Genomic DNA, 11,983 nt, shown 5'->3' with positions numbered 1-11,983 from the left:
AGAACATGGCTGACTTGAAGCGTTTCATCGGCATCGCGGCGGCGGGGAAGGCGCTCTCGCAGGGGGAAGCCGTGGAGGCCTTCGACATCATGATGTCCGGTCAGGCAACGCCGGCGCAAATCGGCGCCCTCCTCATGGCGTTGCGGGTACGCGGCGAGAACATCGATGAGATCAGCGGTGCTGTTTCCGCCATGCGCTCCAAGATGCTCAGGGTTGTCACATCGGCCGATGCCATAGACATTGTCGGCACTGGCGGCGACCAGTCCGGCTCCTACAATGTGTCGACTTGTGCTGCCTTTGTTGCTGCCGGAGCCGGTGTGCCGGTTGCCAAGCATGGCAATCGCGCGCTTTCGTCGCGTTCCGGTGCGGCCGATACGCTGGCGGCACTGGGCATCAACATCGAGATCAGCCCGGAACTGATTGCCACCTGTATCGAACAGGCTGGAATCGGTTTCATGTTCGCCCCCATGCATCACCCGGCAATGAAGCATGTCGGACCTGCCCGCGTTGAACTTGGTACCCGCACCATCTTCAATCTGCTTGGACCGTTGACCAATCCCGCAGGCGTAAAACGCCAGCTCGTTGGCGTCTTCGCTCCCGAATGGGTCGAACCGATTGCTCATGTCCTGAAGAAGTTGGGATCCGAGGCCGTCTGGGTCGTCCATGGCGATGGTCTGGACGAGATCACCACAGCGGGCGTGACCAAAGTTTCAGCCCTCGAAAACGGAAACGTGCGCTCGTTCGAGATCGACCCGGAATCTTTTGGCCTGCGCCTCGTCAATCCGGACGATTTGAAAGGCGGGACAGCTGACGAGAACGCCGTCTCACTGCTTTCGGTCCTCGACGGCGCGCACGGCGCTTATCGAGACATCACCTTGTTCAATGCTGGTGCCGGGCTTGTAATTGCGGGCGTGGCAGCCGATCTCAAGGTGGGTATCGAAATGGCCGCGCATTCGATCGACAGCGGTGCTGCGCGAAATGTTCTGAGGAAGCTCGTACATGTCTCCAACAGTGAGGCGCTTTGACCATGGTTGATATCCTTCGCAAGATCGAGTCCTACAAGCGCGAGGAAATTGCTGCAGCGAAGGCGCGTGTTCGACTTGATGAGCTGAAGGCACAAGCACTGGATCAGGAGCCACCACGAGGATTCGTTTCCGCCTTGCAGGACAAGCGTGCTGCTGGACAATTTGCTCTTATCGCCGAAATCAAGAAGGCTAGCCCATCGAAAGGCCTGATACGACCGGATTTTGATCCTCCATCATTGGCAAAGGCCTATGAGACAGGCGGCGCGGCATGCCTTTCCGTGCTTACCGATACGCCGTCTTTTCAGGGCGCTCCGGAATATCTGAAAGCTGCGCGGGCCGCGACAAGGCTGCCCGCCTTGCGCAAGGATTTTCTGTTCGACACCTATCAGGTCTATGAAGCGCGTAGTTGGGGCGCCGATTGCATTCTGATCATCATGGCGAGCGTGACCGATGATGCGGCGAAAGCGCTTGAAGAGGCAGCGCTCGAGACCGGCATGGACGTGCTTGTCGAAGTGCACGATGAGGCAGAGCTCGAGCGCTCATTGAAGCTGAATTCGCCGTTGCTGGGCATCAACAATCGTGATCTGCGTACTTTCAGCGTGGATCTTGCCGTTTCAGAACGACTGGCGAGAATGGTGCCCTCCTCCAAACTTCTCGTCAGTGAGAGCGGTGTTTTCACCAATGCCGATTGCCACAGGCTTGCCAAATGCAACATCGGCACATTCCTTGTAGGCGAAAGCCTCATGCGCCAGGACGACGTTGCGACGGCGACCAAAACCCTGTTGCAAGGCGAAGAAAACCAGACTGACGCGGCATGACAAGATCAAAGCTTACGCACCTTGACGAGACCGGCGCTGCCCACATGGTCGACGTCGGTGGCAAAGCTGAAACGGACCGGGTCGCAGTGGCTGAAGGCTCAGTAAGAATGCGCCCCGAAACGCTGGCCCTCATCAAAGCTGGCGATGCTGCCAAGGGTGACGTCATTGGAACTGCGCGGATTGCCGGCATCATGGCAGCGAAAAAGACCCATGATCTTATTCCGCTTTGTCATCCTCTCCTGCTGAGCAAGATTTCGATCGATATAGAAGCCAATGAGGCACTGCCGGGGCTGCACGTGGTGGCAACCGTAAAACTGACCGGCAAAACCGGTGTTGAGATGGAAGCGCTCACCGCAGTCTCCGTCGCGTGCCTGACCATCTACGACATGGCGAAGGCTGCCGACAAGGGAATGATAATTCAGGACATTCGACTCTTGCAGAAAACTGGCGGAAAATCCGGCGACTGGTCGGTTGCGGCGAGCGAGAAGTAGCATGACGGGACTTCTGCCGGTTGACGAGGCACTAAGGCGCATAATTGCCAGCGCACAAACCGCTGAAGTCGAAACGGTCCCGCTCGCCACCGCTGGCGGCCGCGTCCTTGCTGCTGATTTGCTTGCAAAACGTCAACAGCCACCCTTTGCAGCCTCAGCAATGGACGGTTACGCTGTTAGAGCCGCCGACGTGGTGAACGTTCCGGTTTCGCTGCGGCTGGTTGGGCAATCTGCAGCGGGCCACGCATTTTCCGGTGTCTTGAACGCCGGCGAAGCGGTTCGCATTTTCACAGGCGCCCCTGTTCCCGAAGGCGCCGACAGCGTGGTTGTTCAGGAGAATACTGTTGCCGGAGACGGCGAGGTCAGCATTGCTCAAACCATTGCATTCGGCAGGAACATCCGGAAGGCCGGTCTCGACTTCGACGAAGGTGATCTGCTGCTTCGGGCCAAACGAGTTCTGGATCCGGCTGCGCTCGCGCTCGCTGCCGCAGCTGATCACCCCACGATCGATGTGGTCCGGAAGCCACGCGTTGCCATTCTTGCAACCGGCGACGAGTTGGTCATGCCGGGTGAAAAGTATAGGCCCGATCAGATTATTTCTTCCAACAGCTTTGGTCTGGCACAGATCATACGTCAGGCCGGAGGCCACCCGATTGACATCGGGATTGCCGAGGATCGTCTTGATGCTCTGAGTGATGCGCTCGATCGGGCCTTGAATGCGAATGCAGATATCCTTGTGACCCTTGGCGGCGCTTCAGTCGGTGATCACGATCTCGTCAAGCCTGCGCTTGCAGCAAAGGGCATGGAGCTCGATTTTTGGAAGATCGCTCTGCGGCCCGGCAAGCCGCTGATGTTTGGGCGGTTGCAGGACATGAAGATTTTGGGTCTACCCGGCAATCCGGTTTCAAGCCTGATTTGCGCTCATATATTCTTGATGCCGTTAATCCACGCCATGCTTGGATTGCCCCATGTCCAGGATCTTCGCCCCGCGCTGCTTGCAACAGATATGGGCGCCAATGATCAGCGTCAGGATTATGTTCGTGCCCGCATTACGAAAGCGCCCGGGGGGCACCTCGTTGCAACACCATTTCCTGTGCAGGACTCGTCCATGTTGAAATTCCTGGCAGAGGCAAACGGCCTGATCGTACGGGAACCGCACGCAGCAGCGGCCACGGCTGGATCGACATGCGACGTGATGATGCTACGCTGATCCAAGGCGATGTTCCCGGCGATCGACCTCGGTTACGGTAGCAAGGTCAATAGCTCTCTGCAGCTTGGCCGCGTGACGAAATGAGGGCTCTAGTGTCCGGCCCTGCCCCACAGCTTCGGCGAAGCGCTGATAGTTCGTGGGAACCGGCTCAGCTTCCATCTCCTTCCAGCTGGCGGTCTCAATGTCGTCGCCGAGGCAGATGAACAGTTTCGATCCGTCGTGCCGGTGCTGTATCTCGAATGAACCCTTGTCGCCATAGACCCGCAGGCGCAGTTCGTTCACGTGCCCGGTGGCCCACCGGCTGGAATGGACGACGCCGAGAGCACCATTGGTGAAGCTCACCGTCATGGTGAAACTGTCATTGGCGTCGAGTTGATATTCTCCGATCCGGTTGCCATCGGCCTTGTCGAAGGCCTTAAGCCGGCAAAAGACCTCGTCAATTTCGGTGTCCGTAGCGAAGACGACAAAGTCCAGGATGTGTACACCGACGTCCCCGAGCGTACCATTCGATCCATGCTGCTTCGACAGGCGCCAAAGCCACTGGCTTTCGGTGCGCCAATCGCCCCAGACCTTCGACACGAGCCAGCTCTGGAGGTAGGACGCCTCCACATGCCGGATTTTCCCCACCTGACCGCTGGTCACAAGAAGGCGCGCGGTCTGCAATTGTGCAACGTTGCGATAGGTGAGATTGACCATTCCCACCAGGTTGGACGTCTCTGCCGTCTCCGCCATTTCCATGGCGTCTTGATAGTTGGTCGCCAATGGCTTCTCACAAAATACATGCTTATTGGCAGCTAGGCACTTCATGGTCGTGGAGTGATGCGCACCGTCCGGCGTCACATTGGCGACGGCATCGAAATCGCCCCACGCAAGTGCATCTTCGAGCGATGTGAAGGCCCGCTCGAACGAGTACTTGTCCCGAAAGGCCTCTGCCCTGACCTTGTCGATGTCAACGGCTCCGGCCAGGGTAACCCCTTCGATCTCGATGAAGTTTCTGGCGTGGGCATTAGCCATATGCCCGGTGCCAAGAATGAGTAAACGCATCAACGCAAGCCTTCCTCACCGGATTCATGCAGACTGCCGCCACGTGCAGTTATTGGTTCCAGCGCCTTTTCCACCGGTACATTCGGTGCTTTCGTAATATCCGCAAAGCGCAACGGATTATAGGCCCAGTTCACCGCGTTTCGCAGCACAAGACCCACTGTTTCGTCGTGGTAGGTTGGGTAGGTCTCATGCCCGGGACGGAAGTAGAAGACGTTGCCGGCTCCCCTGCGATAGGTGAGTCCGGAACGGAACACCTCTCCCCCCTGGAACCAGGATACGAATACGGTTTCGAGCGGTTCCGGCACGGAGAACGGCTCCCCATACATTTCCTCGTTTTCGAGTTCGAAATATGCAGGCAATCCTTTGGCGATGGGATGTCCCGGATTGACCACCCAGATACGCTCCCTCTCACCCGCTTCACGCCAGTTCAGGGCGCAGGGTGATCCCATCAGCATTTTGAATATCTTCGAGAAATGTCCCGAATGCAGGACGATCAAGCCCATGCCTTGCCAAACATGCTTGGCAACGCGCTCTACGATTTCGTCTGCAACGTCACGATGCGCACGATGTCCCCACCATAGGAGAACATCGGTTTCTTCCAAAGTCTTCTCCGTCAAACCATGTTCCGGTTCCTGGAGAGTAGTGGTTCTGACGCTCAGATTTTTGTCGGGTGCCAATAGGCTGGCGATCTGGTTGTGCATGCCTTCAGGATAGATATCGGCAACAGTCTTGTTGACTTGTTCATGGACGTTCTCGCCCCAGATAAGCGTGCGAATTGCCATTAGTCTTTCCTTGTTTATCGTATTGGGAGGGATCGGGCGGGGCGACCCGACCGATCGAAGCGATGTACGTTATTGTTAACGGGTGCGACTTGGAGCAGTTCCCTCACTTGTAGATTTGCCGGGTGCATCTTGGCGGGGAGCTTGGCATTTTCAAGACGTGTCGCGCCCGTGTGCTGCCCTTGCCAGTTTCAGCCCGAAGCGATGTTCTTGTCCGCTGTTTTGTTCCCGATTAATCGTCGCCCCTCCACCAGCGTATGCACCAGATATTAATCCTTGTAGAACACAAATGGAACAGATAGTGTTTGTTCTGGTTTTGTTTTTCCGATTCCACGCAAAGGATCGCCGATGCTTACGCGCAAACAACATGAACTCCTGCTCTTCATTCATGAGCGTCTGAAGGAGACTGGCATTCCCCCTTCGTTCGACGAGATGAAGGATGCGTTGGATCTGGCGTCCAAATCCGGCATCCATCGCTTGATCACGGCTCTAGAGGAGCGCGGTTTCATTCGTCGGCTCGCGAACCGGGCACGGGCGCTGGAAGTCCTGCGCTTGCCCGACTCCATAGCCCCAGGTCTCAACGCGCAGAGAAAATTTTCGCCGAGCGTCATCGAGGGTAGCCTTGGCCGAAATCCCGTTCCGCCGCGACAGCCGCGGCAGACCGATCAGCCGGATGTTGCTGGCGTCATCAGTATCCCGGTCATGGGGCGCATCGCCGCCGGTGTGCCGATTTCGGCAATTCAGAACCAGACCCACACGATCGGTCTGCCGCCGGACATGATTGGCAACGGCGAACATTACGCCCTTGAGGTTAAAGGCGATTCCATGATCGAGGCCGGAATCTTCGACGGCGATACTGTGGTCATCAGGCGGGGCGATACAGCCAACCCAGGCGAAATCGTCGTGGCGCTTGTCGATGATGAAGAGGCAACACTCAAGCGCTTCCGTCGCAAGGGAGCCTCGATCGCGCTGGAAGCAGCGAACCCCGCGTACGAAACGCGAATATTCGGACCTGACCGGGTTCGGGTACAGGGAAAACTGGTCGGTCTCATAAGGCGCTACTAGAACATCACACTGCATCGTCCTTGCTCTCACGCATCGAAGGCTTGTCGGGCTGGATCGGAATCACTGGTCACGACCCTGGCAATCGTCCGGCTTGTCGCAAGCTGCTGCCTTGTTTCTGTCGGCATTAACGCGTTTGCGCGGCTTGAAGTCTTCGACGTTCCGGGCCGCACGGGAGTAGACACGATAGGTATTCCATGGCCGGTGTGGGGATCCGACGGCATGGATCAGTGCCGCGGACTTGACCCGTCGAAGCCGGGAGGCGTTTGCCTCGGCAAGAGCTGCTTGGGGCAGGTCAATTTCAGGGCTGGTATTGGTCGATTCCATGCGGCTGTCTTGCAGTCTGATCTCAGCGGTTCCGTATAATGCCAGATCGCGCTTGCTGATTACCAGCGTGTTCGTGTCGTCGCATGCTGCCGGGGCATCGGCGAAAGCCAGTACGACTATGTCGCCTGCCCCGCAAGCGCGCAGCATTTGCGTGGGATCATCAGTATAAGTAATGATCAACCCCCCTGGCTCGCGCGCGGTACACAGCTTCTCATGACACTCGAACTGTGTCTCATTCGATACCGGTGATCCCGCGTTCGACGGCTTGATCACTTGATCGGCACCATAGCCCTGCTGCCAGTTCTTGAGACTGAACGCACTGCCTGCAGCACGATTGGTCGCGAGACCGTTGTCGTTCGTGCGCAGGGCGACAAGTTTCGCGTCTTCGGAAACGATGATCGAAGGCTCTTGCACGCGGAGCATGAGGAAGGCTGCCGACGTCAGGACAGGTATGCTGCACAGGCGCAAGCTTGTTGACAGGAAAAGCAGGAGAATCAGCCCAAGGCTCATAAGTACCAGAGTCGATTGTGGCATCAACCCGAGATTGCCGCTCGGCGAGTATGTCGCAACGGCCTTGGCGATCGCGATGACGGCCTCGATACCCTGACCCATGACCCTGAAGGGCAGCCACTCCATTTCGAATGGCATCGCCAGCAGACCGAGCACCGCGAATGGCATCACCAGGATCGAGACGATTGGCAATGCAAGGGCGTTGCCGACAAGGCCAAATGGCGCGGTGTTGTTGAAATGGTAAGCGGCGAAGATGGAACTTGCCGATCCAGCGACGATAGAAGTCATTGCGATGGCGCCAAGATGGTTGATCGCTTTTACCGGCAGGGCAAGAACCCAATTGCCGGTTTTTTTAAACGTCCGCTCGTCCCGGCGGCGTGACCACCAGCTATAAAAGGCGATCAGCGCGGCGGTTGCCGAGTAAGACATCTGGAAGCTTGGTCCGAGGATTTCGTGCGGCGAGAAGGCATAGTGATGCAGGCTGCGATGGCAAGGTTACGCATTGAAATCGCCGCACGGTCGGCCGTCATGGCCAGAAGCATGACAGCCAGCATGACGAAACTGCGCTGGGCCGCAACATCCGAACCGGAAAGCAGCAGATAGAAAGCGGAGCCGGCCAGCGCAGAAACTGCGGCGAATTTTTTGACCGGGTATCGCGCCGAAAAACCCGGAAAGCACGCCATTACTGCCCGTAGAGAGCCGATGATCGTCGCCGCGACCAGCGCCATGTGGAACCCGGAGATCGATAGGATATGCGACAACCCGCTCAACCGGAAGGCATTGTTGGTGTCGTCGCTGATACCATCTCGCTGCCCCGTGATCAGGGACGCGGCTATATCCCCAGGTTCTCCCTTGATGGTGCGCAATATGCGCTGGGTAAGTTGGTGCCTGATATTTGCGACTGTAAGAAGTGCCTTGGCAAGTAAGCCCGTATCAGCCGCCACAGGCACCTTCTCAAGCTTGCCCAAAACGAAACCGCTGGCGCCAACTCCCTTGTAATAATTGTTGAAGGCAAAATCATAATTGCCCGGCCGCACCGGACCTGATTGTGGCCGGAGATGGACGAGCCCAGCCAGACCGTCGCCAACCCTCAGATTGTGTGGCATCGATCTTGCAGACACGGTGACCCGATCGGGTCCGTAGCGCAATGATGGGCGCTGCGTCGAGATCACGTCCATGGTGACCCGCCATCCGCCTGTGGCGTCCTTCGACATCGCCGTGATGCGACCGGTCACACGTGTGGTTACTTCCGAGCCGAGCATTCTCGTATCGGCGCGCAGAGTTTCGATCTTCCCGAAGATCATACCGGAAACGAGAGCCAGTCCGATGACGAACAACAGCCTGAGCCGCGGATAGGCAGCAGCCACAGCATGACAGCCCGCGAGAACTGTAAGCGCCGAAAGCAAGGCGCTCAATTTCGGCTCGCGCGTGGTGCTGAAGTACAAGATTGCGCCGATTCCGGTAAAAACCGGCAGAAACAGAAACAATGTCCCCCGTTCCATTTCGCTGGCGAACGACGTTGGAACTCCAAAGATAAGGAGGCGTAGTCTATCGCGTACGAAACCGCCGTGTTCACCAAGCCTGGCAAGCCGACGCCCCTCCGCCGCGACTGGATGCTGGTTGCCGGTCCGAGTCGCGATTTCGCGACCGTCTTCGTCCGGACGTAAAAAAAGCAGTTTTTCTCTTGTCTTCGTTCTGGTGACAGGACCTTCCATTTGCCTTCCGGTTCTGCCAATGCCCTTGCACAGCAGCGTTGCTATGCTACATGAACCCCAGATCAATTCGATTGGACGTTCGGCTAATATGCCGGGCGCTCCGCTGGAGACCTCATGTCATCTTCCGTCGTCACCCGTTTCGCACCTTCTCCAACCGGATACTTGCATATCGGAGGCGCGCGTACTGCCCTGTTCAACTGGCTTTATGCAAAGCATACGGGTGGCAAGATGCTGTTGCGCATCGAGGATACTGATCGCGAACGATCTTCAGAAGCCGCCGTGACGGCCATTCTCGATGGTTTGAGATGGCTTGGTCTCGAATGGGACGGCGATGCAGTGTCGCAATACGAACGCGCGCCGCGCCACCGCGCCGTTGCGGAAGAGCTCGTAAGCAAGGGCAAGGCGTATTATTGTTACGCTTCCCAGGCCGAGCTCGAAGAGGTGCGGGAGAAAGCCCGGGCTGAAGGTCGCCCGCCCCGCTACGATGGCCGGTGGCGTGACCGCGATCCAAGCGAGGCTCCTGAGGGTGTCAAGCCGGTCATCCGCATCAAAGCGCCGCAGGAAGGAGAAACGCTCGTTCGCGATCAGGTCCAGGGTGACGTTCGCTTTCCCAACAAGGATCTCGATGATTTCATCATTCTTAGATCGGACGGTAATCCGACCTATATGCACGCGGTAGTCGTGGATGATCATGATATGGGCGTCACCCATATTATCCGCGGTGATGATCATCTGACCAATGCGGCACGCCAGACGGTGATCTATGATGCGATGGGCTGGGAAGTGCCTGTCATGGGTCACATTCCGCTCATCCACGGAGCGGACGGTGCCAAATTGTCGAAGCGGCACGGCGCGCTCGGCGTGGAAGCCTATCGTGCGATGGGTTATTTGCCGGCGGCACTGCGCAACTATCTGGTTCGACTCGGCTGGAGCCACGGTGACGACGAAATTATGTCCGACGAACAGATGATCCAATGGTTCGAGATATCGGACATCAACCGTGGCGCGGCGCGCTTCGATTTTCAGAAACTCGAGGCGATCAATGGGCACTACATGCGCATGTCCGATGACGCAGGCCTCGTCCAAGCCATGGTCGACATCCTTCCGGAAATCGAAGGTGGCGCCGAGATGCTGTCTCGATTGGATGGCAATACGAAAAAGCAATTGCTGGCCGCGATGCCGGGCTTGAAGGAACGAGCGAAGACTTTGGTCGAACTCGCGGATAGCGCCAAATATCTCTTCGCGCAACGCCCGCTGTCGCTTGATGAGAAAGCTTATGGCTTGCTTAACGAAGAGGGCCGGAGCATTCTTTCGGGTGTACTTCCACAGCTTGCCAGTGTCGAGCAATGGGAGCCCGGACCGCTTGATGCTGCAGTGCGGGCATATGCGGAGGAGACCGGCCTGAAGCTAGGCAAAATCGCGCAACCGTTACGTGCCGCGCTTACCGGAAAAGCAACGTCCCCGGGTGTTTTCGATGTACTGGCGGTATTGGGGCGGGAAGAATCCCTCGGCCGGATAAAGGATCAGATAAAAGGCTGAGGGCACACACATTTGAGCGCAATTTTGCATTGCAACATTGTGCCTTTCGAGTACGGTGGCGTGCCTGACAAGATCACGATTATGGCCTCGATGGAGGTAGATGCTTTTGCGCTGGATCAGCGCAAGTCGAAGCAAGAAAGGAACGGCAATGTCTGAAAACAGCGTCAACATCGACCTGAATGGTCATGAATTCTCCTTGCCCATCAAGCGGGGGACCATTGGGCCGGATGTGGTGGACATTGGGACATTATACAAGAACACCGGTGCCTTCACCTATGATCCCGGGTTTACTTCCACGGCCTCATGCGAGTCCCAGATCACCTATATCGATGGTGATGAAGGAATCTTGCTGCATCGCGGCTATCCTATTGAACAACTGGCCGAACATGGCGACTTTCTCGAGGCCTGCTATCTCTTGCTCTACGGTGAACTCCCGACAAAGAGCCAGAAGGCTGACTTCGACTTCCGCGTAACACGCCACACGATGGTGCACGAGCAGATGTCGCGCTTTTTCAGCGGCTTCCGCCGCGATGCTCATCCTATGGCCGTCATGGTCGGCTGCGTTGGCGCCCTATCCGCATTTTATCACGACTCGACCGACATTTCCGATCCGCACCAGCGTATGGTCGCCTCGATCCGCATGATCGCGAAGATCCCGACGCTTGCTGCGATGGCCTACAAATACCATATCGGGCAGCCCTTCGTTTACCCGAAGAACAATCTCGATTTCGCGACGAACTTCCTCCACATGTGCTTTGCTGTTCCCTGTGAGGATTATGTTCCGAACCCAGTTCTTGCGCGCGCGATGGACCGCATCTTCATCCTGCACGCGGATCACGAACAGAACGCTTCGACATCGACAGTGCGCCTTGCTGGTTCATCCGGAGCCAACCCCTTCGCCTGTATCGCTGCAGGCATCGCCTGCCTTTGGGGACCTGCTCATGGCGGTGCCAACGAGGCAGCGCTACAAATGCTCGGTGAGATCGGCACAGTCGATCGCATTCCCGAGTTTATCAATCGCGCCAAGGACAAGAACGATCCGTTCCGCCTGATGGGCTTCGGTCACCGCGTCTACAAGAACTACGATCCGCGCGCAAAGATCATGCAGCAGACGACGCGTGAAGTTCTCGCTGAACTTGGCATCAAGGACGATCCGTTGCTGGATGTTGCTATGGAACTCGAGCGTATTGCGCTAACTGACGAATATTTCATCGAAAAGAAGCTCTATCCAAACGTGGATTTCTACTCCGGCATCACGCTGAAGGCGCTCGGCTTTCCCACCACCATGTTCACGGTGTTGTTCGCCGTCGCCCGCACGGTCGGCTGGATTGCCCAGTGGAAGGAGATGATTGAAGACCCGCACCAGAAGATCGGCCGTCCACGCCAGCTTTATACGGGCGCGACCCAGCGTGACTATGTGAGCGTCGAAAACCGCAAATAGTCGGCAGACCTGACAAAAAAGG

Annotated in this window: 9 protein-coding genes and 1 pseudogene; 7 read left to right on the top strand and 3 right to left on the bottom strand. The window is 57.1% G+C overall.

Annotated features, from left to right (window positions below):
• Positions 1-5: 5 nt before the first annotated feature.
• Genes trpD through CU100_RS10965 form a run of 4 tightly spaced genes read left to right on the top strand, consistent with a single transcriptional unit; the run spans position 6 to position 3,544 of the window.
• Complete coding sequence (gene trpD, locus CU100_RS10980) at positions 6-1,025, top strand: anthranilate phosphoribosyltransferase (RefSeq protein ID WP_106716616.1); 1,020 nt, start codon at positions 6-8, stop codon at positions 1,023-1,025.
• A gap of 2 nt (positions 1,026-1,027) precedes the next feature.
• Positions 1,028-1,843 (top strand): indole-3-glycerol phosphate synthase TrpC, encoded by an 816-nt coding sequence (trpC, locus tag CU100_RS10975; RefSeq protein WP_106716615.1) that lies wholly within the window; start codon positions 1,028-1,030, stop codon positions 1,841-1,843.
• Entirely contained in the window at positions 1,840-2,334 is a 495-nt protein-coding gene (gene moaC, locus CU100_RS10970) for a cyclic pyranopterin monophosphate synthase MoaC (protein ID WP_106716614.1), read from the top strand. Before trpC ends, moaC begins: the two co-directional genes overlap by 4 nt.
• 1 nt (position 2,335) lies before the next feature.
• A complete protein-coding gene (locus CU100_RS10965; RefSeq protein ID WP_106716613.1) occupies positions 2,336-3,544 on the top strand; it encodes a molybdopterin molybdotransferase MoeA in 1,209 nt (402 codons plus the stop codon).
• Here the strand turns inward: CU100_RS10965 and CU100_RS10960 are convergent.
• Together CU100_RS10960 and CU100_RS10955 are read right to left on the bottom strand one after the other, a co-directional pair.
• Positions 3,536-4,588 (bottom strand): Gfo/Idh/MocA family protein, encoded by a 1,053-nt coding sequence (locus CU100_RS10960; protein ID WP_106716612.1) that lies wholly within the window; start codon positions 4,586-4,588, stop codon positions 3,536-3,538. The two genes, CU100_RS10965 and CU100_RS10960, sit on opposite strands and share 9 nt — an antisense overlap.
• The gene (locus CU100_RS10955; protein ID WP_106716611.1) at positions 4,588-5,370 is read right to left on the bottom strand and encodes a ThuA domain-containing protein; all 783 of its coding nucleotides are present in this window, start codon (positions 5,368-5,370) and stop codon (positions 4,588-4,590) included. Before CU100_RS10955 ends, CU100_RS10960 begins: the two co-directional genes overlap by 1 nt.
• Positions 5,371-5,715: 345 nt before the next feature.
• Between CU100_RS10955 and lexA the strand changes: the two genes are divergently transcribed.
• Positions 5,716-6,432 (top strand): transcriptional repressor LexA, encoded by a 717-nt coding sequence (gene lexA / locus CU100_RS10950; RefSeq protein ID WP_106716610.1) that lies wholly within the window; start codon positions 5,716-5,718, stop codon positions 6,430-6,432.
• Positions 6,433-6,492: 60 nt separating this feature from the next.
• On the opposite strand, the pseudogene CU100_RS10945 reads toward lexA, so the two are convergent.
• A pseudogene (locus tag CU100_RS10945) lies at positions 6,493-8,768 on the bottom strand (ComEC/Rec2 family competence protein).
• Between the two features lie 327 nt (positions 8,769-9,095).
• On the opposite strand from CU100_RS10945, the gene gltX reads away from it, so the two are divergent.
• Both gltX and gltA read left to right on the top strand, forming a co-directional pair.
• Positions 9,096-10,520, top strand: a complete 1,425-nt coding sequence (gene gltX, locus CU100_RS10940; RefSeq protein ID WP_106716609.1) for a glutamate--tRNA ligase — start codon at positions 9,096-9,098, stop codon at positions 10,518-10,520.
• A gap of 148 nt (positions 10,521-10,668) precedes the next feature.
• Entirely contained in the window at positions 10,669-11,961 is a 1,293-nt protein-coding gene (gene gltA, locus CU100_RS10935) for a citrate synthase (RefSeq protein ID WP_106716608.1), read from the top strand.
• Positions 11,962-11,983: the final 22 nt, after the last annotated feature.

The sequence above is a fragment of the Phyllobacterium endophyticum genome (assembly GCF_003010935.1).
GTDB lineage: Bacteria > Pseudomonadota > Alphaproteobacteria > Rhizobiales > Rhizobiaceae > Phyllobacterium > Phyllobacterium endophyticum.
This window is presented reverse-complemented; position numbering and strand designations above follow the sequence as displayed.